This is a genomic window from Gordonia sp. YY1 (assembly GCF_009872315.1).
Lineage (GTDB): Bacteria > Actinomycetota > Actinomycetes > Mycobacteriales > Mycobacteriaceae > Gordonia > Gordonia amicalis.
In genome coordinates, this window is the sequence record NZ_WXYI01000009.1 from 133716 (window position 1) to 158821 (window position 25106).

Annotated in this window: 20 protein-coding genes, 1 pseudogene and 1 riboswitch; of the genes and pseudogenes, 8 read left to right on the forward strand and 13 right to left on the reverse strand. The window is 68.8% G+C overall.

Annotation, left to right across the window (positions count from 1 at the left end; all coding sequences use genetic code 11):
* Positions 1-161: 161 nt before the first annotated feature.
* Genes BPODLACK_RS13850 through BPODLACK_RS13860 form a run of 3 tightly spaced genes read left to right on the forward strand, consistent with a single transcriptional unit; the run spans position 162 to position 3334 of the window.
* Entirely contained in the window at positions 162-590 is a 429-nt protein-coding gene (locus BPODLACK_RS13850) for a DUF7144 family membrane protein (protein ID WP_024497240.1), read from the forward strand.
* 18 nt (positions 591-608) lie between these two features.
* Positions 609-2000, forward strand: coding sequence for a hypothetical protein (locus tag BPODLACK_RS13855; RefSeq protein WP_159405474.1), 1392 nt, complete (start codon positions 609-611; stop codon positions 1998-2000).
* Positions 1997-3334 (forward strand): diacylglycerol/lipid kinase family protein, encoded by a 1338-nt coding sequence (locus BPODLACK_RS13860; RefSeq protein WP_159405475.1) that lies wholly within the window; start codon positions 1997-1999, stop codon positions 3332-3334. Before BPODLACK_RS13855 ends, BPODLACK_RS13860 begins: the two co-directional genes overlap by 4 nt.
* On the opposite strand, the gene BPODLACK_RS13865 is transcribed toward BPODLACK_RS13860, so the two are convergent.
* The 6 genes and pseudogenes from BPODLACK_RS13865 to BPODLACK_RS13890 form a co-directional block, all read right to left on the reverse strand.
* Positions 3296-5020, reverse strand: a complete 1725-nt coding sequence (locus tag BPODLACK_RS13865; protein ID WP_159405476.1) for a SulP family inorganic anion transporter — start codon at positions 5018-5020, stop codon at positions 3296-3298. The genes BPODLACK_RS13860 and BPODLACK_RS13865 overlap by 39 nt on opposite strands.
* A 75-nt stretch (positions 5021-5095) precedes the next feature.
* Positions 5096-5380: pseudogene (locus tag BPODLACK_RS13870) on the reverse strand (polyphosphate kinase 2); the annotation flags it as partial.
* Positions 5381-5707: 327 nt separating this feature from the next.
* On the reverse strand, positions 5708-6931 hold the full coding sequence (locus BPODLACK_RS13875) for an acyl-CoA dehydrogenase family protein (protein ID WP_159405477.1): 1224 nt from the start codon (positions 6929-6931) through the stop codon (positions 5708-5710).
* Between the two features lie 112 nt (positions 6932-7043).
* Positions 7044-7529 carry a histidine phosphatase family protein gene (locus tag BPODLACK_RS13880; protein ID WP_159405478.1) on the reverse strand — a complete coding sequence of 162 codons (486 nt, stop codon included), beginning with the start codon at positions 7527-7529 and terminating at the stop codon, positions 7044-7046.
* 18 nt (positions 7530-7547) lie between these two features.
* Positions 7548-8381 carry a CbtA family protein gene (locus BPODLACK_RS13885; protein ID WP_159405479.1) on the reverse strand — a complete coding sequence of 278 codons (834 nt, stop codon included), beginning with the start codon at positions 8379-8381 and terminating at the stop codon, positions 7548-7550.
* 34 nt (positions 8382-8415) lie between these two features.
* Positions 8416-8649 (reverse strand): CbtB domain-containing protein, encoded by a 234-nt coding sequence (locus BPODLACK_RS13890; RefSeq protein WP_159405480.1) that lies wholly within the window; start codon positions 8647-8649, stop codon positions 8416-8418.
* A gap of 40 nt (positions 8650-8689) precedes the next feature.
* Positions 8690-8859, reverse strand: a riboswitch (cobalamin riboswitch).
* A gap of 15 nt (positions 8860-8874) precedes the next feature.
* Between BPODLACK_RS13890 and BPODLACK_RS13895 the strand changes: the two genes are divergently transcribed.
* On the forward strand, positions 8875-13548 hold the full coding sequence (locus tag BPODLACK_RS13895; protein ID WP_159405481.1) for an ATP-dependent helicase: 4674 nt from the start codon (positions 8875-8877) through the stop codon (positions 13546-13548).
* Positions 13541-14332, forward strand: a complete 792-nt coding sequence (locus tag BPODLACK_RS13900) for a DNA-formamidopyrimidine glycosylase family protein (RefSeq protein WP_159405482.1) — start codon at positions 13541-13543, stop codon at positions 14330-14332. The genes BPODLACK_RS13895 and BPODLACK_RS13900 overlap by 8 nt, the downstream gene beginning before the upstream one ends.
* 8 nt (positions 14333-14340) lie before the next feature.
* Here the strand turns inward: BPODLACK_RS13900 and BPODLACK_RS13905 are convergent, their stop codons facing one another.
* Both BPODLACK_RS13905 and glpD read right to left on the reverse strand, forming a co-directional pair.
* Complete coding sequence (locus BPODLACK_RS13905; protein WP_024497229.1) at positions 14341-14763, reverse strand: pyridoxamine 5'-phosphate oxidase family protein; 423 nt, start codon at positions 14761-14763, stop codon at positions 14341-14343.
* A gap of 93 nt (positions 14764-14856) precedes the next feature.
* Entirely contained in the window at positions 14857-16599 is a 1743-nt protein-coding gene (gene glpD / locus BPODLACK_RS13910) for a glycerol-3-phosphate dehydrogenase (RefSeq protein WP_024497228.1), read from the reverse strand.
* Between the two features lie 75 nt (positions 16600-16674).
* Between glpD and glpK the strand changes: the two genes are divergently transcribed.
* The gene (gene glpK / locus BPODLACK_RS13915; RefSeq protein ID WP_024497227.1) at positions 16675-18162 is read left to right on the forward strand and encodes a glycerol kinase GlpK; all 1488 of its coding nucleotides are present in this window, start codon (positions 16675-16677) and stop codon (positions 18160-18162) included.
* Between the two features lies 1 nt (position 18163).
* Here glpK and BPODLACK_RS13920 read toward each other — a convergent pair whose 3' ends face one another.
* The 3 genes from BPODLACK_RS13920 to BPODLACK_RS13930 form a co-directional block, all read right to left on the reverse strand.
* Positions 18164-18604 (reverse strand): hypothetical protein, encoded by a 441-nt coding sequence (locus BPODLACK_RS13920; RefSeq protein ID WP_006434532.1) that lies wholly within the window; start codon positions 18602-18604, stop codon positions 18164-18166.
* Entirely contained in the window at positions 18598-19935 is a 1338-nt protein-coding gene (locus BPODLACK_RS13925) for a hypothetical protein (protein WP_035760056.1), read from the reverse strand. The genes BPODLACK_RS13920 and BPODLACK_RS13925 overlap by 7 nt, the downstream gene beginning before the upstream one ends.
* An 82-nt stretch (positions 19936-20017) precedes the next feature.
* The gene (locus BPODLACK_RS13930) at positions 20018-21421 is read right to left on the reverse strand and encodes an NAD(P)H-quinone dehydrogenase (RefSeq protein WP_006434530.1); all 1404 of its coding nucleotides are present in this window, start codon (positions 21419-21421) and stop codon (positions 20018-20020) included.
* Between the two features lie 331 nt (positions 21422-21752).
* On the opposite strand from BPODLACK_RS13930, the gene BPODLACK_RS13935 reads away from it, so the two are divergent.
* Positions 21753-22235: a gamma-glutamylcyclotransferase gene (locus BPODLACK_RS13935; protein ID WP_006434525.1), complete on the forward strand. Its 483-nt coding sequence runs from the start codon at positions 21753-21755 to the stop codon at positions 22233-22235.
* Between the two features lie 30 nt (positions 22236-22265).
* Here BPODLACK_RS13935 and BPODLACK_RS13940 read toward each other — a convergent pair whose 3' ends face one another.
* Together BPODLACK_RS13940 and BPODLACK_RS13945 are read right to left on the reverse strand one after the other, a co-directional pair.
* The gene (locus BPODLACK_RS13940; RefSeq protein WP_024497225.1) at positions 22266-23501 is read right to left on the reverse strand and encodes an amidohydrolase; all 1236 of its coding nucleotides are present in this window, start codon (positions 23499-23501) and stop codon (positions 22266-22268) included.
* Positions 23498-24199, reverse strand: coding sequence for an enoyl-CoA hydratase/isomerase family protein (locus BPODLACK_RS13945; protein ID WP_024497224.1), 702 nt, complete (start codon positions 24197-24199; stop codon positions 23498-23500). Before BPODLACK_RS13945 ends, BPODLACK_RS13940 begins: the two co-directional genes overlap by 4 nt.
* Positions 24200-24300: 101 nt before the next feature.
* Between BPODLACK_RS13945 and BPODLACK_RS13950 the strand changes: the two genes are divergently transcribed.
* Entirely contained in the window at positions 24301-25104 is an 804-nt protein-coding gene (locus tag BPODLACK_RS13950) for a purine-nucleoside phosphorylase (protein WP_024497223.1), read from the forward strand.
* Positions 25105-25106: the final 2 nt, after the last annotated feature.

Sequence of the window (25106 nt, forward strand, 5' to 3'; positions counted from 1 at the left end):
TCGGATAAACTATTCTTTGATTCCCTAACAAGTCTGGTGCACAAGACATTTCATTTGGAAGGCAATTGGGAACAAAGAACAAACATTTCGGCAGAATTCCTGCGAGATCGCCACGCCGAGACGCACACTCCTCATTATCCGACAGTCCAGAGGAGGGCACCATGACACATACTGCACCCGTAGACGACGGCGGAACCCTTTCTGCCAAGCAGGGTATCGCCGCCGGAACGTCCATCGGCGCGGCGATCATCCTGATCGTCGTCGGTGTCGTCCAACTCGCACAGGGCATCGCGGCCGTGGCCAAGGACGAGGTCTTCGTCCGCGGAGTCGACTACGTGTACAAGTTCGACTTCACGACCTGGGGCTGGATCCACATCGTGCTGGGCGCCATCGCGATCATCGTCGGCGCCGGACTCGTCAGCGGTGCCGGCTGGGCCAGATTCACCGCCATCGTGATCGCCGCCCTCTCCATCATCGCCAACTTCCTGTGGCTGCCGTACTACCCGTGGTGGTCGGTGCTGATCATCGCGCTCGATGTGGTCGTCATCTGGGCGGTCTCGACCTGGAATCCCCGGGCCGACTACCGCTGACGCAGACCGGCGCCATCGGTGAACACGGAAACCCCTGGGGGCGATCAGGAACCGCCCGGGGGTTTCCCCATCAGCACCTCCGAACGTGCCGAACTCGAGCAGCTGCGCGCCGAGGTTGCCCGGCTGCGCGAACGGGCCGAGACGGGCGAACCAGCGTCGGCCGGCGCCGCGAAACGGCGGTCCGGCCGGCGCTGGTTCGCGGTCGGGGTCCTGTGCGTCCTCGTCGCACTGCTGGCGATCACCTCGGTCACCTCCCGCTTCGTGCGCGGGGAGATCCTCGACACCGACCACTATCTGACGACGGTCGCACCGCTGGCCTCGGAACCCGCGTTGCAGGCCGAGATCACCGACACGGTCACCGACGAGATCTTCCAGCGGATCGACGTCGAGGCGCTGACGGCGAACGCCCTCAACGCGCTGAGCGATGCGGCTCCCGCCACCGCGAACGCGCCCCGCGTTGATCGTGCGATCGACGGACTCGCACCGGTCCTCGCCGGCCAGGCCCGCACCTTCGTACAGCAGACGGTGTCGTCCCTGGTCACCAGCGACCAGTTCGAAACGCTCTGGGTGGAGGCCAATCGCAGGGCGCATGCCGCTCTCGTCGCCGTGGTGACCGGAGACGTCGGACCGTCCTCGGTGACCGTCGACGAATCGGGAACCGTGAGCATCTCGCTCGGGACGGTGATCGAGAACGTCAAGAAGCGCCTCCTGGACAGCGGGTTCACCTTCGCCGAGAAGATCCCCGCCGTCGACAAGCAATTCGTGCTGTTCCGGTCACCGGAACTGGTCCGCGCGCAACGCGCGGTCTCCACGCTCGACACCGTCGCCGACGTCCTGCCGTGGCTCGCGATCGCATGTGCCCTGGGCGCCGTCGCGATCGCACCACGAGGTCGACGACTCCGCGCGCTCTCCCTCGCCGGACTGTCGTTGGTGGTGAGCATGCTCATCCTGGCGATCTCGCTGATCGTCGTCCGCGCACTGTATCTCGATGACATACCGGCGGAGGTGTTGTCGCCCGACGCGGCGGCCGTCATCGCCGACACCGTGACCGAACCACTCCGACTCGCACTGCGAGCCGTTGCCGTGCTGGGACTCGTGATCGCGATCGGCGCCTATCTGATCGGCGGTTCGTCGTCTGCCGCCGCGGTGCGGCAGGGGTTCTCACACGGTCTCGACTCCCTGCAACATCTACGGAAGGCACGCCCACCGAATGCCTTCGAGACAACCGCCTACCGTGCGCGCATCGCGCTGCGGGCGACCGTCATCGGCATCGCCGCGGTGCTGCTCATGTTCTGGAACTACCCGACCGGCCTCGTCGTCCTGCTCATCGCGTTCTTCGCACTCGTCACGTTGCTGGTGATCGAGATCGTGATCCGGCCGGCACGGGCGTGGCAGGACGCGACGGTATGAGGCAGGAGCCGGGTACGGCCGTCGACGAGGAACCGGTCTCTCGTCGATGGTGGGCGCGTGCGGCAGTCGCGGCGGTGATCGTCGCGCTGCTGCTCCCGGTCACCATGTCGGGACTGCGGGCACTGGTGTTGCTGCTGCTGGTCTGCATCGCGTGTGCCGTGGTCATCGTCGTGGCGATCTACTGGTTCCTCATCAGCCGCGGCGCGATCCGCGCACTGGCCGCTGTCGTCGCCGTCATCCAGCTTCCACTTCTGGCAGTCTTCTTGATCCGCGAACGCCAGCTCTGGGTCGTGATCGCTTCAGGGGCACTGGTCGTCGTCGCGATCGCCTGCGCCCGACGAGCATTGCGACCGACTCGGGCACAGTCACTCATGCCGGAACATCCGGCGACGCCGGTGAGCCGTCCCTTCCTGGTGATGAATCCACGGTCGGGCGGCGGCAAGGTCGGCCGCTTCGACCTGCAGCGCCGGGCCGAGGAACTCGGCGCCGAGGTCGCCTTGCTGAGCGGGCCGGAACAGGTCGACGTCACCGAACTGGCCAGGGATGCGGTGAGACGAGGAGCCGACCTCCTCGGGGTGGCAGGCGATGACGGCACGCAGGCCCTGGTGGCCGCCGTGGCCGCCGAACAACAGGTGCCGTTCCTCGTGATCAGCGCGGGCACCCGAAATCACTTCGCGCTCGACCTCGGGCTGGACCGGCGCGATCCCACCCGATGTCTGGACGCACTTCACGACGGAATCGAGTTGCACGTCGACCTCGGCTGGATCAATGGGCGCCCGTTCGTCAACAACGCGTCATTCGGCGTCTATGCGGAGGTCGTGCAGAGTCCGCAGTACCGCGACGACAAGACCGGAACGGTCCTGCGGATGCTGCCGGACCTGCTCGGCGCCGACTCCGGGCCGGGCTTGCGAGCCCGGATCGGCGACGACACCGTGACCGGGCCACAGGCGATCCTGGTGAGCAACGGTCCCTACGCCACCAATGACCTGGCGGGGCTTGGACGCCGAACGCGCATCGACTCCGGATTACTCGGCGTGGTCACCGTCTCGGTCGCCGACACCCGCCAGGCCGTGGGCCTGCTCCGGCGCGGCCACCAACAAGGCCTCGTACAGCGCACGGCGACGCAGGTCATCGTCGACGCCGACGCCGCCGAGATCCCGGTCGGTATCGACGGCGAGTCGGTGCGACTCCGGACTCCGGTGCGCTGCACCATCGCCCCGGGTGCGTTGCGTGTCCGTGTCCCTCGAGAGCGTCCCGAGATCCGTGTCGCACCGCCGCAACTCGACTGGGTCCGGTTACGGGATCTGCTCCGGCCGCGGCTCAGCGGTGGCTGAACCACGGTTCCGGTACGCCTCGACCGCCGACTCGACCGTGGGATAGAACCGCGATTCGTCGAATCGGTCATCGGTTTCGAACCGAATGAGCTTGTCCTTGACCGGCCCCTTGAGCTCCGCGAACACCAGTCGGACCGAAGACGACTCGAGCGAGCGGTCGAGATCGACGAGTTCATCTGCGGCGGTCGTGTCGAGACCGGTGATCGGTTCGGCGGCGACGATGACCCAGTCGACCGGTGACCCGCGGCGCGCCAACGTTTCCCGAACGTGTGAGGCGAAGATCTTGCCGTTGGCGAAGAACAGCGGCGCGTCGAAACGGACCAGCACGAGCCCGGGAATCCGGTGGCCCTCCGGATGCCGGACGACGTCGTGAAAGCCGGTGTCCCCCAACTCCACCAGTTCTGTTCGGTACGGCTGCCAGGCGCGCGCCACCACGGCGACGAAGGACAGTCCGATCGCGACCAGGATGCCCTGGAGAACACCCACGAGCGCAACGCCGAGGAATGCCGCCGCGGCCAAGCCGAATTCGATCTTGCTCAACTTCCACACCCGGACCATTCCGGGTATGTCGATGAGCGCGGTCGCCGCGACGATGACGACTGCCGCCAGCGTCGCGTCGGGCAGATAGGCGGTCACGCCAGGAGCCGCCAGGACGAACACCAGTACCGCGGCCGCTCCCACGACGCCCGCGAGCTGGGTGTGCGCACCGGCCTGTTCGGCGACCGGCGTTCGGGAACCGCTCGCCGAGATGGGGAATCCACCGAAGAGTCCACTGGCGAGGTTGGCCGTGCCGATCGCCTTCATCTCCGTGCTGCCGTCGACGTCCTCACCGCGCCGGGCGGCGAAGGTCCGCGACAGCACCCCGGAGTCGGCGAAGGCGATCAGCGCGATCCCCGCGGCGGGTCCGACGAGGGACAGCACGTCGTCCCAGTCGATGCCGCCGTACTGCGGAAGGGGCAGTCCCGCCGGCAGCGCGCCGACCATCCCGATGTCGTCGTCGAGTCCGAACAGGGCGATCACCACGATCGAACCCACCACCGCGACAAGAACCCCCGGTATCCGCGGGAGCCAGCGTCGAAAGGCCACGATGACCACGAGACAGGCGATCCCCATCGCGGCGGCGACCGTGTCGACGTCACCGGCGACCACGGAGGTGACGATCTCACCGATCTTCTGGAACAACCCCGAGGCGTCGACCGAGAAGCCGAGCAGTTTCGGCAACTGTCCCACGACGACGATGAGCGCTATCGCGTTCAGATAGCCGAGTCGCAGCGGCTTGGACAGGAGTTCGGTGACGAATCCGAGCCGAAGAAAGCCGCCCAGGAGGAGAATTGCGCCGACGAGCACGGCGAGGATCCCGGCGAGTGCGAGGGCGTCCTCCGGGTCACCGACCGCGGCCAGTGGCAGGACCGCCGCGGCGATCAGCGGCGCGAGCGACGAATCCGGGCCGAGCACAAGGATCTTCGACGGGCCGACCACGGCATAGGCGAGCAGCGGCACGATCGTCGCCCACAGGCCCGCATAGGCGGGCAGCCCGGCGGCTTCGGCGTAGCCCATCCCGGCGGGGATGAGCAGCGCGGTGAGCACCAGACCGGCGGTGACGTCGGTACGAAGCCACTCGCGCTTGTATCCCCGGGCCGTCGCGAGACCTGGAAGGCGCCAGAGCGCCGACCTGCCGACGCTCATGCGCGCGCTCGCCGCGGTGCGACCGCGTCCAGGCAACGCCACACCGCTGATTGGTCGGCGGTCACCTCACCGCTCCTGGTAGGGAAGATGGCTGATCACGTTGAGCCGGCCGCGCTTCTTGTCGTCGTTGGACACGACGTACCAAGGCGCCCAGCCGGTGTCGGTGTAACGGAACATCTCGTCGCGCGCCCGCGAGAAGTCGTACCAGCGGCTGTAGGACTCGAGGTCGACCTTCGACAGCTTCCAGATCTTGCGCGGATCGTCGATGCGACTCTGGAGGCGCAGCGTCTGCTGTTCCTGACTGACCTCGAGCCAGTACTTCAGGAGGAGGATTCCGGAATCGATCGTCGCCCGGTCGACCGCCGCCGGTTGATCGGTCGCGGCCACGCCCGAAAGACCACTGACGGAATTCTTCCCGCGATGCTTCTTGCCACCCATCGTTCACCTCACAGTCGCCCGCCGTCCTGGGCAGCGGATGCGGCGTCCTCGACCACTCGAAGACCTCACATTGCCATACCTCTCCTGAGGGGGCATCGACGAATCACGTCGTATTGTCGACGGCCACGACTCATATCACGCGCGGTGACGCCGAAAAGGGCTCAGATCGATGCCTTCTCGCCACAAACAACGACGAGCGACGGCCCCGGCAGGCTTCTGCCGGGGCCGTCGCTCGGTGCGGTTCGCCGGTCAGCCGCGCAGCAGCCCCTTGGCGACGTGGGTCACCTGGATCTCGTTGCTGCCGGCGTAGATCATGAGCGACTTCGCATCTCGCGCGAGCTGCTCGACCCGGTACTCGGCCATGTATCCGTTGCCGCCGAACAGCTGGACGGCCTCCATCGCCACTTCGGTGGCGGCCTTCGACGAGTAGAGCTTCATCGCCGACGCCTCCGACAGGCTCAGCGGCTTACCCGCCTTGCCCCGCTCGATCGCGCTGAAGAGCATGTTCTGCACGTTGATCCGGGCGATCTCCATCTCGGCGAGCTTGAGCTGGATGAGCTGGAACTGGGCGATCTCCTGACCCCACAGCTTGCGCGTCTTGGCGTAGTCGATCGACAGTCGCTGCGCCTCGTTGATGATGCCCAGCGACAGTGCGGCGATGCCGACACGTTCGGCGGTGAAGCCGGCCTTCGCGCCTTCGGAACCACGGGAATCTCCCCCGGTGTCCTCGGTCTCGCCGAGCAGACGGTCCTTGCCGACCCGGACGTTGTCGAAGAACAGCTCACCGGTCGGCGAGCTCATCATGCCCATCTTCTTGAACGGCTTGCCCTGGGTGAGCCCCGGCATCCCCTTGTCGAGGACGAAGGACAGCACCTTGCGGTCACGCATGGGCGTTCCGCTGCCGTCGTCGAGTTTCGCGAACACGACGATGGTGTCGGCGTACGGGCCGTTGGTGATGAACGTCTTCTGCCCGTTCAGGATGTAGTCGTCACCATCGCGGCGGACGGTCGTCTTCATGCCGCCGAGCGCGTCGGAGCCCGAATCGGGTTCGGTGATCGCCCAGGCGCCGACCTTCTCCATCGTGACCAGCTCGGGCAGCCAGCGCTTCTTCTGCGCGAGCGTGCCCTTGCCGCGGATCGTCGAGGCGGTCAAGCCCATGCTCACACCCAGCGACGCGACGAGACCCAGGCACACACCCGCGAGCTCGATGTTGACCATCATGAACATCGAGCCGCCCATACCGCCGCCGTCACCGGAAGATTTCTTCTCCCCGTTGGCTTCTGCGGCGAGTTCCTTCTCCAGCGCATCCTTGGCCATCGCATCGACCCCGAAGGTCGACAGCAGCTTGCGGGTGATGTCGTACGGGGGCAGTACGCCGGACTCGAGCTCGTCGAGATGTGGCCGGATCTCCTTGTCGATGAACGCGCGCAGCGCGTCCCGCACCATCAGATCTTCTTCGGACCACTCGAACATCGTCACTCTCCCAGACCGGTGCCCGCCGGGGCGAACACGTTTCAGTTTTGCCGACTCAACTGTGTCAGGAGTCACTCAGGATGTCTAGGTACGTCTGCGCGAATTCGTTTCTTCAGGGTCTCGACCAGAGGTAGGCGGCCGCCGGACGGACCTCGATCCCGAAGTATCGGGCGGGGTCGTCGCACAGGAGCGCCTGGGCGACGGGCATCGCGACCACGATCGAGGCCATCGCGGTGTCGTGGTGGTCGCGCCAGGCGTGCACCCTGCGCACGAATACCTCCACGCTCTCGCCGCCGTGGGGCCGGGCCGCCGGGTCGGTGAAGAAGGTCGCGAGGTCGCGCGGGTCGATCTCCTCGGGCGTCGATCCCGCCCAGGAACCGACGTCGAGTGTCCGGAGCGCGTCGTCGACGTCCGGCCGCCCGCCCAGGAGCCGGGCAGTCTCGCGGGTCGCGGCCTCGGGTCCGCAGCGGGTCACCGGTCCGGCGACCGATGCGGCGAGCGCTTCGATGTCGCGCCGCCCGCGCTCGTCCAGCGGCGCATCACCGCCGAAGCGCACCGATCTGTTGGGACCGGCGCGCCCGGCAGTGATGATCTGCATGAGAACGTCCCGGCCCGTTCAGTTCTCGGTGGCGTCGACCGTCCGGCGCGCGGTCGGGTTCTTCGACCGCGCCATCGCGCCGAGGATCAGCGCGAAGGTCACCGTCAGCACCGTCCACAGGATGACCTGGTTGGTGATCGTGTACACGCGGAAGTCGGCGACCACATCCGCCGGGAATCCCGGGAACACGATCTGACCGGTGTCGTCGCGCACCGGATCGGGCACCTCGCTGAACGACGGCAGGAACGCGATCGTGATACCGACCGCTGTCAGATACGCCGCGCCGCCCACGACCGCCGACACCAACCCGCCGATCCGCGGACGCAGCCACAGCGCGAGTACGACGGCTGCGATCGCCAGCACCAGCGACACGACGGTGATGGTCAGGAAGGCGCCGGTGCGATCCCCGATCGTGTCGTCGTCCCCTACGGCCGGCGGATTGGCCGGGTAGGCGAAGTACGGCACGCCGAAGACGGCCACGAAACCGATCGCACCGGTCACTCCGGCGACCGCGCGGGCATCGGTGGCGGGATACCGGTTGCCGAGGTAGCTCCACAGCACGGTGAAGGCGACCGCGAAGAACGCCCCCATGCACAGCGCGAACACCAGGTTGCCGACGCCGGCGCCCAGGTTCTCCTGCATGGCGCGGGTGAAGACCTCACCGCCGTCGCCGTGGTGGTGGCCACCCGCCTCGGCGGCATGGGCCAGTGTCTCCTCGGCCTCTGAGCGGGCGCCCTCGTAGTCGACGGCCTTCGACACCACGGGTTCGATGTAGAACCGTGCGAAGACGAACGACAGGATGCCGGCGATCAGGCCCGACAGCAGGCCTGCGCCGATGAATCTCTTCTCCATGTGAACTTGTCCCTACCGATCGGGTCAGAACGACTCAGTGGCAGGGAAAGCCGAGGAAGTGGCGGGCGTCGTGCACGAACTCGTGCACGTGCGTATCCTCGCCGAAGACGGAGACGACACCCTGGTCGTAGCCGAGGAAGTAGTAGGCGAGCCCGGCCAGCAGCACGGTGAGGCTCAGCCAGAGCGCCGCGCCGGCGACCGACAGATTCGGTACCGCCAGAGCGCGCGGTGCGGGTATGACTGCTTCGGACGTACGGGGAGCTGTCATCGGGATGTCCTTTCGCCGATCTCGCGTCGGTGAGTGTGGTGGATCAGTTACTCGCCGGCACGGCATCCTGACTCACGTCTTCCCCAGGCACCGTCGAAATCCTCGACCGCGTCCGGTTCGTCGTTCACAGTGGCGCGACCGTTCCGGATTCTCACCGGATTCCCCGTACAGGCGTGAGATGACTGTATACCCCGACCTGTCACACATGTGCGACATAGTGGAGAGATGCCCCGCCCTTCGGTACTCGACCGCTTCACCGCCCCCACCCGGCGATGGTTCACCGGGGCGTTCACCAAGCCGACCGCGGCGCAGAAGGGCGCCTGGACCTCGATCGCCGACGGCGCGAACACGCTGGTCATCGCACCGACCGGCTCCGGCAAGACCCTGGCGGCGTTCCTCTGGGCCCTCGACCGGCTCGCCGCCGACACCGCTGCACGCCGTCCGGGCACGAAGGTCGTCTACATCTCGCCGCTGAAGGCGCTCGCCGTCGACGTGGAGCGCAACCTGCGCGCGCCGCTCACCGGCATCACCCGCGCCGCGCAGGAACTGAACCTGCCCGAACCGAACATCACGGTCGGCGTCCGCTCCGGCGACACCTCGGCGGCCGACCGTCGCGCCCTGGTAAAAACCCCGCCCGACATCCTGATCACCACCCCGGAGTCGCTCTACCTCATGCTGACCTCGGCGGCGCGGGAGAGTCTCACGAACGTCGAGGCGATCATCGTCGACGAGGTGCACGCGGTCGCCGCGACCAAACGCGGCACGCACCTGGCGCTGACCCTCGAGCGCCTCGACGAGCTGCTCGAGAAGCCCGCTCAGCGGATCGGCCTGTCGGCGACCGTGCGGCCACCCGAGGTCGTCGCCGGGTTCCTGTCCGGGTCGGCCCCGTGCCAGGTGGTCAAACCGAAGGCCGACAAGACCTTCGACCTCCGCGTCGACGTCCCGGTCGAGGACATGGCCAACATCCCGCCGGCCCCCGGTCCCGACGGCGCCGACCCGGCCGAACTCGACGATGCCTTCTCTCCCACCGCCGGTTCGCTGTGGCCGTACGTCGAGGCGTCGATCGTCGACCAGATCGAGGCCAACCGGGCGACGATCGTGTTCGCGAACTCGCGACGCCTCGCCGAGAAGCTGACCGCGCGGCTCAACGAGATCCACGCCGGGCGACAGGGCGCAACCACCGAACCCAGGGCCAATCCGACGGTCGCGGGCGGGGCCCCCGCGTTCGTGATGGGCAGCGGGGCGAGCTCCGGCGCCGAAGCCGTTCTCGCGCGTGCCCACCACGGTTCGGTGAGCAAGGAGCACCGCGCCCAGATCGAAGACGACCTCAAGGCCGGTCGTCTCGCGTGCGTGGTGGCGACCAGTTCGCTGGAACTCGGCATCGACATGGGTGCGGTGGATCTGGTGATCCAGGTCGAGGCACCGCCGTCGGTCGCGAGCGGTCTGCAACGTATCGGCCGCGCGGGCCACCAGGTGGGCGAGATCAGCCAGGGCATCCTCTACCCCAAACACCGCACCGACCTGCTGCACTGCACGGTCACCGTCGAGCGCATGCTCGACGGTGCGATCGAGGAGATCAAGGTTCCCCAGAATCCCCTGGACATCCTTGCCCAGCAGACCATCGCGGCCGCCGCCGTCGACGATCTCGAGGTCGACCACTGGTACGAGGTGGTCCGCCGGGCCGCTCCCTACAAAGATCTCGGACGCGGGGTCTTCGACGCGACGCTCGATCTCATCGCCGGACGGTTCCCCTCCGACGAGTTCGCCGAACTGCGCCCCCGGGTCAACTGGGATCGCGACGCGGGCGTGATCACGGGTCGCCGTGGCGCCCAACGACTCGCGGTCACCTCCGGTGGGTCGATCCCCGACCGCGGACTCTTCGGCGTCTTCATGGTCTCGGCGCCGGGAGCGCAGCGAGCGGGCCGCATCGATACCGGCGAAAAGTCAACGCGCGTGGGCGAACTCGATGAGGAGATGGTCTACGAGTCGCGGGTCGGCGATGTGTTCGCGCTGGGCGCGACGAGCTGGCGGATCGAGGACATCACCCACGACCGTGTCCTGGTGTCGCCGGCGTTCGGCCAACCCGGCCGGCTGCCGTTCTGGATCGGCGACGCGATCGGGCGTCCCGCCGAACTCGGCGCGGCGATCGGGGCATTCACCGGGTCCATCGCCGACCCCGGGAAGCTCGACACCCACGCCGAGCGCCTCGGGCTGACCGAGAACGCCCGCACCAACCTCGCCACCCTCATCGCCGAACAACGCGAGGCGACCGGACATGTCCCCACCGACCGGACACTCGTCGTCGAACGGTTCCGCGACGAACTCGGCGACTGGCGCGTCATCCTGCACTCCCCGTACGGTCTGCGGGTCCACGCACCGTGGGCGAGCGCCATCTCCCAGCGACTCCTCGCGACGCTCGGCATAGAAGGCGCCACCACCGCGTCCGACGACGGGATCATCCTCCGCCTCCCCGACACCGACGACGCGCCCCCGGGCGCCGATGTCTTCCTCCTCGACCCCGACGAGGTCGAACAACTCGTCACCGACGGTCTCGCCGACTCGTCGATGTTCGCCTCGAGATTCCGCGAATGTGCCGCGCGTGCACTGCTTCTGCCCCGCCGCGATCCGGGACGCCGCGCACCGCTCTGGCAGCAGCGCCAGCGCAGCGCCCAATTGCTCTCGGTGGCATCCAAGTTCCCCGACTTCCCGATAGTCCTCGAGGCGGTGCGGGAGTGTCTGCAGGACGTGTACGACCTCCCCGCCCTGCTCGATCTGCTCAGCCGCATCCGTTCGCGCCGGATCCGCGTCGTGGAGACCGAGACGCCGAGTCCGTCGCCGTTCGCGGCGTCGCTGCTGTTCGGCTACGTCGGCGCCTTCATGTACGCCGACGACGCACCACTCGCCGAACGCCGTGCCGCCGCACTGTCACTCGACACCAGCCTGCTGGCGCAACTGCTGGGCCGCGTCGACCTGCGCGAGTTGCTCGATCCCGGTGTCATCGCCGAGGTCATCGCCCGCCTACAACGGCTGTCCCCGGATCGCCAGGCGCGCGACGCCGAAGACATCGTCGACCTGCTCCGCTGGCTCGGACCGCTGACCACCGAGGAGGTCGAGGCCCGGTACCGCGGCGAGACGCCGGTGGCCGAAGTGCTCGCCGAGCTGCACCGCAGCGGTCAGATCATCTCCGTCAACCACAACCGGCGTGCGCTCTGGGCCTCGATCGACGACACCGCACGGTTGCGCGACGCACTCGGAGTCCCTGCACCACTGGGCATTCCGGCCGCCTTCCTCGAACCGGTACCCGATCCGATCGGCGACCTCATCGGACGTTACGCCCGCACCCACGGGCCGTTCACCATCGCCGACGCGGCGGCGGCCCTGGGGATCGCGACGGCCGTCGTGCGCGACACCCTGGCCCGCCTCGCGGGCGAACGACGCGTCGTCGAAGGTGATTTCCTCTCGGAGACCGGACCGGCCGATCCGGCTCAGGGGACGGCGCCGACGACCCAGTGGTGCCACACCGACGTCCTCGGGCAGATCCGTCGTGGGTCGCTCGCCGCGAGCCGGGCCGAGGTCGCACCGGTCGGTACCGAGGTCCTCACCAGATTTCTCGTCGAGTGGCAGCACGGGTCACCCGGGACGCAGTTGCGCGGCGTGGACGGAGTGGCGACGGTCGTGGACCAGCTCGCCGGATATCCGCTCCCGGCGTCGGCCTGGGAGTCGCTGATCCTGCCCGCACGCGTCACCGACTACGCACCGTCCATGCTCGACGAGCTGCTGAGCAGTGGCGAGGTCGTCTGGTCGGGACACGGCCGCATCGGCAACGCCGACGGCTGGGTGGCCCTGCATCCGGCCGACGTCGCCGCGTTCACCCTCCCCGAGTCCGACACCATCGACACCACCACCGTCCACGACGCCATCACCACCGCCCTCGAACCCGGTGGTGCACTGCGGTTCCCACAGATCGCCGGCGACATCAGCACGGGTACGACGACGCCCGCCGCCGATGTCGAGAGCGCCCTGTGGGACCTGGTCTGGGCCGGTCAGGTCAGCAACGACACCTTCGCTCCGGTGCGCGCGCTGCTCCATCCCCGGCGCAGTCCGTCGACTCCACGGTCGGCACCCGCCCACCGCGCACGAGGCCGCGCCCCACGACTCCGCGCCGGACGCCTCTCCGCGCGCTACCTGACCGAGCACGCGTCCGGGCCACCGGTCGCGCCGACCGCGAGCGGTCGGTGGTTCGCACTGGACCGGCCCGAGATCGACCCGACGATCGCCACGCAGGCGCTGTGCGATCAATTGCTCACCCGGTACGGCGTGATCACCCGGGGCAGCGTCACCGCCGAAGAGGTGACCGGCGGATTCGCCCGGGTGTACAAGGCGCTCACCGTCTTCGAGGACAACGGCCAGGTTCGTCGCGGCTACTACGTCGACGGACTCGGCGGCGCACAGTTCGCCTCCCCGGCCACGGTCGACGAGTTGCGGCGTCACGCCCTCCCCGACCGCAAGCCCCCGCGTGAGGCCACCATCCTCGCCGCCACCGACCCGGCCAATCCGTATGGTGCGGCGCTGGAGTGGCCGAGATCCCGGGATGCCGAAGCCGGCCACCGGCCGGGACGCAAGCCGGGCGCCCTGGTGGTTCTGGTCGACGGCGAGCTCGTGTGCTTCGTCGAACGCGGCGGCAAGACGCTCCTGACCTTCACCGACTCGATCCCTGCCCTGGAATCCGCTGCCGGAGCACTGGTGGCCCTGGTCCGTGCGGGCCGCATCTCCCGGTTGACGATCGACCAGATCGACTCGGAACCGGTGCGCGGCACAGACTTCGGGAAGGTCCTCGTCGAGGCCGGTTTCGCCACGACCCCGCGCGGCATCCGACTCCGGTACGGAACCCATGCCTGAGGGCGACACGGTCTTCGCCGCGGCCGCCTGGCTTCGTCAGGGCCTGGAAGGACGCACACTCATCTCGACGCAGTTCCGCATCCCGTCGCTGGCCACCTCCGACCTGTCGGGACGGACCGTCGTCGGGGTCAGGTCGAAGGGAAAGCATCTGCTCATCGACGTCGACGAGAGCGAACCCGGTGCAGGCGACGCGGTCAGCATTCATTCCCATCTGAAGATGGAGGGTGTCTGGCATGTGCATCGCCGGGGCCAGAAGTGGCGTCGCCCCGCGTACCAGGCGCGGGTGGTGCTGCGCACCGACGATCACGAAGCCGTCGGCTTCGATCTCGGCACCCTCGAACTCCTCGCCGACCCCGACGCCGCCCTCGCATATCTGGGGCCGGATCTGCTGGCCGACGACTTCGACCGCGCGGAGGCGATCCGCCGCCTCGGCGCCGACCCCGAGCAGACCATCGGCGCGGCGCTGCTCGACCAACGCCTGATGGCCGGCGTCGGCAACGTCTTCCGCAGCGAGATCTGTTATCTGCGTGGCGTTCTCCCGACCCGTCCGGTCGGAGACGTGGACCTCGGTCCGATGGTCGACCTCAGCCGGCGGCTGCTGTGGGCCAACCGGATGCGCTCGGCCCGGACCACCACCGGCAACACTTCACCGAACGCGCGCATGTGGGTGTACGGCCGCAACGGACAGCTGTGCCGCCGCTGCGCGACGATCATCAAACGCGGCGAACTCGCCTCGACCGGTGGCGAGCGATCCGTCTACTGGTGCCCACGCTGCCAGAGTTGATCGCGGTGTCAGACGGGGTAGCGTTCGGGTTCGGGTCCGAACTCGAAACGACGCGCGGTGATCTCCTCGACCGCGATCTCCACGTAGTTGTACTTGACCGTCGCGATCCACGGACGCAGCGGCAACCGGTCGGCGGCCTCGATCTCACTCAGTGCGGACAGAATCCGCGCCGAGCCCTTGGCCACCACACTCCACCCACCGGTGTCGGTGTGGGCGTCGGACTCGAACGCCACCCGGTTGTTCACGACCACCTCGGCGAGTTTGGTCCCCTCACCCGTACGCAAGGTGATCTTCCCGTCCGCCGCATAGTAGTTGACCGGGAAGATGTCGGGAGTGTCGTTGACGCTCAACGCTATCCGTCCCAGCTCCCCGGAGCCGAGCAACTCCCAGGCTTCTTCCGGAGCGAGTATCTGAACCGGCATCTCCATCATGATCAGTCCCTTCTTCCCCAGTTCGATGATCCTCTACGAGAGACGGTGGCGACAGAGGACAAAGTCTCCGAGTTCGCCGGGTGGCCGGCGGTCTCACTCGGGGACGGGCACCGGCTCCAGGATCTCCGACCGCGCCTCGGGTGCGGCCGCCCGCAGGGCGTCGGCCGAGTCGTCGTCGGGTTGCTGCTGCGAGGCCACCTCGGCCTCGACCCGGGCGATGTAGGTCGCGACCTCGAAGTCGCGCTGTTCGGTGGTCCAGCCCAGGATCGGGGCGAGCAGGTCGGCGACCTCGTCGGCACAGTCGACGCCGCGATGGGAGTACTCGATCGCGATACGGGTACGCCGCGCCAGCACGTCCTCGAGATGCCGTGCGGCCTCGGCGACCGCCGCGTAGACCACTTCGACGCGGAGATACTGCGGCGCCGCGCCCAGCGGTGCGAGCAGTGACCTGTCCTCGGACGCGTAGTAGAGAACGTCGTCGATCAGCGAGCCGTAACGGTTGAGCAGTCGTCGAATCCGGTACGGGTGGAGGCCGTACCGCTGTCCGAGATGCTCGCACTGGTTGATGAGCGCGAAGTACCCGTCGGCGCCGAGGAGCGGCACCCGCTCGGTGATCGACGGCGCTACGCGGGTGGGGATGAAGTCGTTGCAGGCTTCGACGGCGTCGGCGGCCATCACCCGGTAGGTGGTGTACTTGCCGCCCGCGATCGCCACCAATCCCGGCGCAACGGTGGCGACGGCGTGCTCGCGCGAGAGTTTCGACGTCTCGTCGTCCTCACCGGCCAGCAGCGGCCGCAGACCGGCGTACACGCCTTCTATGTCGTCGTGGGTCAGCTTGGTGACCAGCACCTCGTTGACACGCTCCAGGATGTAGTCGATGTCCGCACGGGTGGCGGCCGGATGTGCGAGGTCGAGGTTCCAGTCGGTGTCGGTGGTGCCGATGATCCAGTGGGTCTCCCACGGGATCACGAACAGCACCGAATTGGCGGTGCGCAGGATGATCGCGGTCTCGCTGACGATCCGGTCGCGCGGCACCACGATGTGCACGCCCTTCGACGCGCGCACCTTGAAGTGACCGCGCTGCTTGGACAACGCCTGGACCTCGTCGGTCCACACCCCGGCGGCGTTGATGACGCAGTGGGCGCGCACCTCGGTGACGTCGCCGCTCTCGGTGTCCCGCACGCGCACTCCGAGTACGCGGTCGGATTCGCGGAGAAAGCCGATCACCTGCGTCGAAGTGCGGATGACCGCGCCATAGTTGGCCGCGGTGCGGGCCACGGTGAGGCTGTGCCGGGCGTCGTCGACGACCGTGTCGTAATACCGGATTCCGCCGATGAGCGAGTTGCGCTTGAGTGCCGGAGCCACGCGCAGCGCGCCCGATCGTGTCACATGGCGCTGGCCCGGCACCGATTTGGCGCCGCCCATGCGGTCGTAGAGGAAGATTCCCGCCGCCACATACGGCCGCTCCCAGACCCGCTGAGTGAGCGGGTAGAGGAACGGGAGGGGTTTCACCAGGTGCGGGGCCAGCAAGCGCAGCGAGAGCTCGCGCTCCCTGAGGGCCTCACGGACGAGACCGAACTCGAGTTGTTCCAGGTAACGGAGGCCGCCGTGGAACATCTTCGACGACCTGCTCGAGGTCCCCGAGGCGATGTCGCGCGCCTCGACCAGCGCCACCCGCAGACCGCGTGTGGCGGCGTCGAGCGCGGCGCCGACCCCGACCACCCCGCCACCGATCACCACGATGTCGAACTGTTCGTCACCGAACCGCCGCCACGCCTCGGCGTGGTAGTGCGACCCCATGTCCGCCGGCCGGTCCGGGTTGAACTCGGTGTTCATGTTCGCCGAGCCTAATTGATTCCGGCCCACACCACAGCGTGCGACACTGACGGCGTGGGCAGTTCAGGCAATTATGTGGCGGCGATCGACCAGGGCACCACCTCGACCCGGGCGATGATCTTCGACCGCAAGGGACGCGTCGTCGGGGTGGAACAACTCGAACACGAACAGATCTTCCCGCGGGCCGGCTGGGTCGAACACGACGCCGCCGAGATCTGGCGCAACACCCGCCGAGTCGGCGCCGCCGCACTGGCCTCGGCCGACCTGACCGCCAAGGACATCGTCGCCTGCGGCATCACCAATCAGCGCGAGACCACGGTGATCTGGGACCGCGAGACCGGACGGCCGGTCCACAACGCCATCGTGTGGCAGGACACCCGCACCGCCGAGGTGTGCACCGAACTCGCCGGCGACGCCGGCGTCGACCGTTACCGCGAACGCACCGGCCTGCCACTGTCGACCTACTTCGCCGGACCGAAGATCCGCTGGCTGCTCGACAACGTCGATGGGCTTCGCGAGCGCGCCGAATCCGGCGAGTTGTGCTTCGGGACAATGGATTCCTGGATCGCGTGGAACATGACCGGCGGAGTCGACGGCGGGCAGCACGTCACCGACGTCACCAATGCCTCGCGCACCATGCTCATGGATCTGCGGACGCTGAGCTGGGATGAGGAGATCTGCGACGAGATGGGCATCCCGATCTCGATGCTGCCCGAGATCCGCAGCTCGTCCGGCGACTTCGGCGCGCTGCGAGGCAACGGACCACTCCCCGGCGTCCCGCTGACCGGCATCCTCGGCGACCAGCAGGCCGCCACCTTCGGCCAGGCCTGCCTGTCACCCGGCGAGGCCAAGAACACCTACGGGACCGGTAACTTTCTGCTGCTCAACACCGGAACCGAGCCGGTCTTCAGCGAGCACGGCCTGCTGACGACGGTCTGTTACCGCATCGGCGACGAGCCGGCGCGCTATGCGCTCGAGGGGTCCATCGCGGTGACCGGCTCGCTCATCCAGTGGCTGCGGGACAATCTCGGCCTGTTCCCGGTGTCGTCGGATGTGGAGAAGCTGGCCGCGGAGGTCGACGACAACGGCGGCGCCTACTTCGTACCCGCGTTCTCCGGCCTCTTCGCGCCACGCTGGCGCTCGGACGCCCGCGGTTTGATCGTCGGTCTGACACGCTTCGTCAACAAGGGCCACCTGGCCCGGGCTGCGTTGGAGGCCAGCGCCTTCCAGACCCGCGAGGTCATCGAGGCGATGCAGGCCGACGCCGGCATCGAGCTGTCCACGCTCAAGGTCGACGGCGGGATGGTGGTCAACGAACTGCTCATGCAGTTCCAGGCCGACATCCTCGACGTCCCGGTCGTCCGGCCCGTGGTCAACGAGACCACGGCACTGGGTGCGGCATACGCGGCCGGTCTGGCGGCGGGGTTCTGGGAGAGCGAGGACGACATCCGCGCGAACTGGGCCGAACACAAACGCTGGGAACCCGCCATGGCCGAAGAAGAGCGGGAACGCCTGTACGGCGAATGGAATCGCGCCGTCGAGCGCAGCTTCGATCTGGCGTGAATCAGGCGACGTAGTCGGCGAGAACCCCGACGACACCCGCGGTGCCCCCGAGCGCGGCGGCGGCTTCGTACGCAGCCTCCCGCAGAGCGGTGCGCGGTGCCTCCGCGGCCGTCGACACCGACATCGCGGCGAGGACGCAGTCAACAGCTCGGGCACGGCGGAAGCTGTCGAGTTGACGATCGGTGTCACCGCGTCGCTGGTGGGCGAACGAATCGAAATCGTGTTGTGCGGCAACCACCCTCAACGACGCCACGCCCGCCGGCTCGGCACTCCCCTGCTGGCGCCACTGGCGGATCACGTCGCGGACCTCGGGTGTCGACGCTCCGGTCACGTCCATGACGGTGGCTACCAGCAGATGCAGACACCGGATGATGTCCTCGTCGGGCACGGCGGAGGCGAGCCGGGCGACACCGCCGGGCAGCCTGTCCACCCGGCTCAGCATGTCCGGCCACGTGTCGTCGACGACGGTTCCTCGCCTCCGCCGGTACCCGCGTCGGCGGTACCGGGGTGCCGAACCGCCGGAGCGATCTCTTCACCCGGCGTCGGCTGCGGGGGTGCGACCTCCGGTGCGGCCGGGACCATGTGCGGAATCCAGTCGCCGATCACCGGCGGCCCGACGAGCGGCAGGTCGCCGACGATCTCCGCGCCGTGCTCTCGGTTGTTCAGGTAGGGCGCCGCCTTGTGCTTGTCGTCGTCCTCGGCGCCGGGCCGGCGGGCCGTGGGCGGCGCACCGGCGGGGCCCACCGGTGGTGCGATCCCCGCACGTGGTCCCGCAGCACTCGCGGCCGGCGGCGTCGACGTCGTCGGCGTGGCGACTCCGGGCGACGACGGCGTCAGCGGTAGCGGCCCGCCCACCGGGGTGATCGGAACTCCGGCCGCGATCCCGGAACCCGCTCTGTCAGAACCGTTTCCGCGCTCGGCCCCAGATCGTCCGGCACCGGCGACACCGTGCGCGCCGACGCCGCCCGGTGTGCCTTGACCGCCGCGGAGCAGTCCGTCGGGGTCGTCGACATCCCGGCGGCCGGACGATCCCGACGGCGAGGAGGACGACGAGACCGGCGTGACCGGTGTGGGCCCACCTCCCGTCGGTCCCGGGCCCGGCCCACCGGTCGCGACCGGGACCGTGGCGCCACCGGAACGGCCGAAGTCTCCGGCGTCGACGGTGTTCGCCGCCTGACCGCGCGGCGTCTCGGATCCGGACCCCGGGCCGGCCGCGGACGACATGCCGCCGATCCCGCGCACCAGGTCGTCGGGCCCGGTGGGCTCCGGAAGCGCGTGCTGGACACGCTGCATCGGTGACGAGTACGTGCCCGACATGGTGCGGTCCGCCTCGAACCGCACCACCGGAGCGTCCTCGGGGTTGTCGCGGAGGTGCTGCTGCAGTTCTCGCAACCGCCCCTCCTGACCCCGTGTCGCACCGACGATCCCGACGGCGGTGCTCAGGGCCTCGCCGACCACGGTGGCCGTCTCCAGACTCCGTTGCATGGCGTCGGACAACGCCTTTCCCGCATCGAGGGCGGCATCGGAGGCGAGGCCGAGCAGCTCGTCGCCGAACATCGCCGCCATGCGATCCGACGCGCGGCGCACCGCCTCGATCGCCTTGAGGATCGTCTCGACGTCACCGGAGGCCCGGCCGGGATCCATGGTGCGGAGGGTGTCGATGATCTCGTCGATGCCCATGCCGGCCCAGTCGGTGCGTCCCCCGCCGAACGACGGCGCGTTCGACACACCCCGGTTGTTCTGCGCAAACGGGTCGGCAACGGGCCCTGTCACGACATCTCCCCCTACGTCGCGGTGCGCCCGGTTCCGGGCGGATTCGTACGACCCTACCGTGATCGCGCCGCCCGACGAGGTGTCAGTCCAGATCGTCGTGCCGGACGAGCTGACGCGCGGCTTCGGTGATCGAACCGGACAGCGACGGGTACACCGAGAACGTCTGCGCGAGATCGCCGACGGTCAGTTTGTTCTGCACCGCGAGGGCCAGCGGGAGGATGAGCTCGGAGGCGTTGGGCGCCACCGCGACACCACCGATCACCACGCCGGTGGCCGGACGGCAGAAGATCTTCACGAATCCGCGACGCAGCCCGCTCATCTTGGCGCGCGGATTGGTCGCCAGCGGCAGCATCACCGTGCGCGCGGGGTACTCGCCGGCGTCGATGGCCTTCTGCGAGACCCCGACGGTGGCGATCTCCGGACGCGTGAAGATCGCCGACGCAACGGTTTTCAGCTTGATCGGGCTGACGCCCTCGCCCAGGGCGTGGTACACGGCGATGCGACCCTGCATGGCGGCCACCGAGGCCAGCGGCAGCAAGCCGGTGCAGTCGCCGGCCGCGTAGATTCCGGGCACCGAGGTCCGCGACACCCGGTCCACCCGGATGTAGCCACCCTTGTCGACCTCGACCCCGGCACGCTCGAGTTCGAGGTTCGCGGTGTTGGGAATGGAGCCGACGGTCATCAGCACGTGACTGCCGGTGACGGTGGACCCGTCGGCGAGATGCGCGGTGACGGTGTCGCCGTCGCGGACGACCTTGTCGGCACGCGCGTGCTTGACGAGTTCGACGCCGCGCTCGGCGAGCGCATCCTCGAGCACCAGGGCGGCGTCCTCGTCCTCGTGCGGGAGCACGCGGTCACGACTCGACACCAGCGTCACCTTCACACCGAGTTCGGTGTAGGCGTGGACGAACTCCGCGCCGGTGACACCGGAACCGATGACGACGAGATGCTCGGGCAGTTCTTCGAGGTCGTAGAGCTGACGCCAGGTGAGGATGCGTTCGCCGTCGGGCTGCGCGTCGGGCAGGATGCGCGGCGACGCGCCGGTCGCGATCAGCACGACGTCACCGTCGTAGCGCTCGGTGCTGCCGTCGGCGAGGGTCGCGACGACGCAGTGGGTCGAGACGCCGACCTGCGTCTCGTCGAGAACGGCGGTACCGGAGACCAGTTTGACGCCCTCACTGAGGAGTCGCGACTTGATGTCGGCGGACTGGGCGAAGGCGAGGTCGCGCACGCGCTGATGGATCTGCGGGAGGGTGACCAGGGTGTCGTCGGTCTTGATGTTGATGCCGAGGTCGACGGCGCGACGCACCTCGGTACGGATACCGGTGGAGGCGATGAAGGTCTTCGACGGGACGCAGTCCCACAACACACAGGCGCCACCGATCCCGTCCGAATCGATCACCGTGATGTCGGCGCCGTACGCGGCCGCGGCGAGCGCCGCCTCATAACCCGCTGGTCCACCGCCGATGATGACGATCCTGGTCACTGTGCACTCCTGTCCTTCACCGGTCTCGTCGCGGCGGCCTTCGTGGGGCACCGTGCGCCCGGCGTGGTGTTGTCGAATGGGCGAACTGGTTGGTGCCGGACCGGCGGGCGTCCGACTGGCTGGTGTCCGACTGCTGATCCGACTGGGTCGAGCCTCGCGGGGTGGTGCGTCGCTCTGATGTGGCGGACCGTCACGTGGTGTCGCGCCACCTAACAACCTAGTCCTGATCGTCCCGCGGCACTCCTCGGGTGGCCCCGCATGCGGCGTACGCCACTACTCGCCTCCTGCCTGTCGCCTTCCGGACTCGCCGCCGACCCACTAGGCTCCACCCGTGCCGATTTACGCAGCCTACGGATCCAACATGCATCCCGAGCAGATGGCGGAACGCGCGCCGCACTCGCCGATGTCGGGTACCGGATGGCTACGCGGGTGGCGCCTGACCTTCGGTGGCGGCGACATCGGTTGGGAGGGTTCCCTGGCGACGGTCACCGAGGACCGCGATGACCCCGACGCCCGTGTCTTCGTCGTCCTGTACGACGTGACGACCGAAGACGAGGAACTCCTCGACCGGTGGGAGGGTTCCGAGCTCGGCATCCACCGCAAGATCCGCGCACGCGTCGACACCGCCGACGGCCCCGTGCTGGCCTGGCTGTATGTGCTCGACGCCTACGAGGGCGGACTCCCCTCGGCCCGCTACCTCGGCGTCATGGCCGAGGCCGCGGAGATCGCCGGCGCTCCCGCCGACTACGTCCAGGACCTGCGGTTGCGCGAGTCGCGCAACGTCGGGCCCGGGCCTGGGCCCGTCGAACCCTGAGGTCCGGGGCCCGTCGAACCCTGAGGTCTTCTAGGGCGCGAACGGCGGCGTCAGTTCCGGCGGTTCGCCGGCAGCGCTGCGTGCGTTGAGTACGACCCCGGCGAGCGTGCGGACGCCGATGGCGAGGGCGCGTTCGTCCAGGTCGAAGTTGGGGGCGTGCAGGTCGACCTGCGGACCGAAACCGTCCCACACGCCGAGTCGGGCCATCGCGCCCGGAACCTGCTCGAGGTACCAGGAGAAGTCCTCGCCGCCGGGTGACTGCGGGGTGGCGGCGACGGTCTCGGGGCCGATCGCGGCGACCGCGCGTTCGAGCATGCCCACCGCGATCTCGTCGTTGACGACGGGCGGAACGCCTCTGAAGTAGGAGAGGTCGTAGCGCACGCCGAGCGGCGCGAGGAGTTCGCCGACGACGCTGCGGACCAACGGTTCCAGTGCCGCCCAGGTGTCGTGGTCACCGGTGCGGACCGTGCCGCGCATCCGGCCTTCCTGCGGGATGGCGTTGGCGGCGCTCCCGGCATTGGCCGCACCCCACACCATCACCGTGCCCGATCGGGGGTCGACGCGCCGCGAGAGCACGCCGGGCAGTCCGGTGATCACGGTGCCCATCGCGTAGATCAGGTCGCCGGTCAGGTGCGGGCGGGAGGTGTGTCCGCCTGCGGAGTGGAGTTGCAGGTCGATGTGGTCGGCCGCCGACGTCAGCGGACCCGATCGCAGGCCGACGGTGCCGACGGGCAGACGCGGATCGCAGTGCAGCGCGAAGATGCGCCCGAGCCCGCTGGTCACCCCGGCTTCGATGGCGTCGAGCGCGCCACCGGGCATGACCTCCTCGGCTGCCTGGAAGATCAGCCGGACACCCACGGGCAGCGGACCGGCCGAGGCCAGGAGTTTGGCCACGCCGATCAGGATCGCCGTGTGGGCGTCGTGTCCGCAGGAGTGAGACGCGCCCTCGACGGTCGAGGTGAACGGGAGGCCGGTGTGTTCGGTGACCGGCAGGGCGTCCATGTCGGCGCGCAGACCGATCCGCGGTTCACCGGAGGGACCGAGGTCGCAGACGACGCCGGTGCCCAGCGGGAGCCGGCGAGGGTCGAGACCGGCGGCCGACAGTTCGGCCATCACCAGCTCGGTGGTGCGCACCTCCTGCCGGGACAGCTCGGGATGTGCGTGGATGTCGCGCCGCCACGCGATGAGCTCGGGGCCGTGGGCGGCCAGCCACGCGTCGATGATGCGCGACGCGTCGGGGAGTCTGTCCGCCGTCACGCCGGTCACGACAGGACCCCTGCCGGAGTCGGAACGGCGAGGTCGTCGAGCAGTGGTCCGCGCAGGCCTCGTTTGATCAGGGCGAGGTTGGGGCCGGCCGTCGCCGCGCGCGAAGCGGCGACCTCGGCGGCGCGGGCGGTCAGCCGCTCCGCCTCGACCGCCTCGTCGACGATCCCCGCCGCGGCGGCCTCGGCGGCGCCGTACCGCCGGCTGGTGTACATCGCCTCGGTCGCGGCCCGATCGGTGAGCCGCGTGCGCAGGAGTGTCGACATGCCGCGGGTGAAGGGCATGTTCAACGCGGCCTCGGGCAGGGACCAGAAACCACGTTCGGTGCGCATCAGCACATGGTCGGTACAGAGGGCGAGCATGGCGCCGGCACCGAACGCGTGGCCGTTGATCGCGGCGACGGTCGGGACGGGGAGCGTGAGGATCGTGGCGTACAGCGAGTGCACGCGGTCGAGGTATGCGGGCAGTTGATCCGGCGCGGCGACGATGTGGTCGGTGTCGAGCCCGTTGGTGAAGAACTTGCCGGTCGCGGTCAGCACCAGTGGGCGGCTCGGGTCGGCGCTCACCTCACCGAGCAGTCGTTCCACCTCGTCGATCCATTCCAGACGGAAGCGGTTCTCGGGGTTCGACTCGTCGAGTTCGGCGCCTGTGGCCCCGAGCTGGAGTTCGACGACCTCCCCGACCTCGTTGAGATATGGCATGGCCTGACCCTATCGCCCCGTGACGAGTCCCCTCCGGGCACGGCCGTCGCACGATGCCGCGGTGCCGCACCGGCGTCGGGGTCACCGTTTAGGGTTGGCGCATGGATCCCACTGCCGACGCCGACGCCGCAGCCATCGTCGCGGCCGCCACCATCGCCGCCGAGACCGACGCCGCCGCACACGATGTGGCCGTGATCCTCGGCTCCGGGTGGGCGCCGGCGGCCGACGCGTTCGGCGCACCGATCCGTTCGTTGCCGATGTCCTCGATCCCCGGCGTCACCCCGCCCGCGGCCGCCGGTCACGGCGGAGTGATCCACTCGGTCCGCGTCGGCGACCGCCGAGTCCTCTTGATCCTCGGCCGGATTCACGCCTACGAGGGCCACGATCTCGCACGCGTCGTGCACCCGGTACGTACCGCGGCCGCGGCCGGCGTCCACACGGTCGTGCTCACCAACGCGGCCGGCGGGCTGCGCGAGGACATGTCGGTGGGTCAGCCGGTCCTGATCTCCGACCACCTCAATCTGACGGCTCGTTCTCCGCTGGTCGGCGCACAGTTCGTCGACCTCGTCGACGCCTACTCTCCGCGGTTGCGGGAGATCGCCCGTCGCGTGGACCCGTCGTTCGCGGAGGGTGTCTACGCCGGTCTGCCCGGACCGCACTACGAGACCCCGGCCGAGATCCGGATGCTCCGCACGCTCGGAGCCGACCTGGTCGGCATGTCGACCGTGCACGAGACGATCGCGGCCCGGGCGGCCGGACTCGAGGTTCTCGGGATCTCGCTGGTAACCAATCTGGCCGCCGGGATCACCGGCGAACCCCTCAGCCACACCGAGGTGCTCGACGTCGGGCGTGCGTCGGCGACACGCATGGGTGAGCTGCTCGCCCAGATCATCGGCGAGCTGTAGAA

Bases quoted from the DNA above. Each gene is read 5' to 3' on its own strand.
- BPODLACK_RS13850 (WP_024497240.1), top strand. From the start codon at position 162: ATGACACATACTGCACCCGTAGACGACGGCGGAACCCTTTCTGCCAAG.
- BPODLACK_RS13860 (WP_159405475.1), top strand. From the start codon at position 1,997: ATGAGGCAGGAGCCGGGTACGGCCGTCGACGAGGAACCGGTCTCTCGT.
- BPODLACK_RS13865 (WP_159405476.1), bottom strand. From the start codon at position 5,020: ATGAGCGTCGGCAGGTCGGCGCTCTGGCGCCTTCCAGGTCTCGCGACG.
- BPODLACK_RS13875 (WP_159405477.1), bottom strand. From the start codon at position 6,931: ATGTTCGAGTGGTCCGAAGAAGATCTGATGGTGCGGGACGCGCTGCGC.
- BPODLACK_RS13880 (WP_159405478.1), bottom strand. From the start codon at position 7,529: ATGCAGATCATCACTGCCGGGCGCGCCGGTCCCAACAGATCGGTGCGC.
- BPODLACK_RS13885 (WP_159405479.1), bottom strand. From the start codon at position 8,381: ATGGAGAAGAGATTCATCGGCGCAGGCCTGCTGTCGGGCCTGATCGCC.
- BPODLACK_RS13890 (WP_159405480.1), bottom strand. From the start codon at position 8,649: ATGACAGCTCCCCGTACGTCCGAAGCAGTCATACCCGCACCGCGCGCT.
- BPODLACK_RS13895 (WP_159405481.1), top strand. From the start codon at position 8,875: ATGCCCCGCCCTTCGGTACTCGACCGCTTCACCGCCCCCACCCGGCGA.
- BPODLACK_RS13900 (WP_159405482.1), top strand. From the start codon at position 13,541: ATGCCTGAGGGCGACACGGTCTTCGCCGCGGCCGCCTGGCTTCGTCAG.
- BPODLACK_RS13905 (WP_024497229.1), bottom strand. From the start codon at position 14,763: ATGATGGAGATGCCGGTTCAGATACTCGCTCCGGAAGAAGCCTGGGAG.
- glpD (WP_024497228.1), bottom strand. From the start codon at position 16,599: ATGAACACCGAGTTCAACCCGGACCGGCCGGCGGACATGGGGTCGCAC.
- BPODLACK_RS13920 (WP_006434532.1), bottom strand. From the start codon at position 18,604: ATGCTGAGCCGGGTGGACAGGCTGCCCGGCGGTGTCGCCCGGCTCGCC.
- BPODLACK_RS13945 (WP_024497224.1), bottom strand. From the start codon at position 24,199: ATGCCATATCTCAACGAGGTCGGGGAGGTCGTCGAACTCCAGCTCGGG.
- BPODLACK_RS13950 (WP_024497223.1), top strand. From the start codon at position 24,301: ATGGATCCCACTGCCGACGCCGACGCCGCAGCCATCGTCGCGGCCGCC.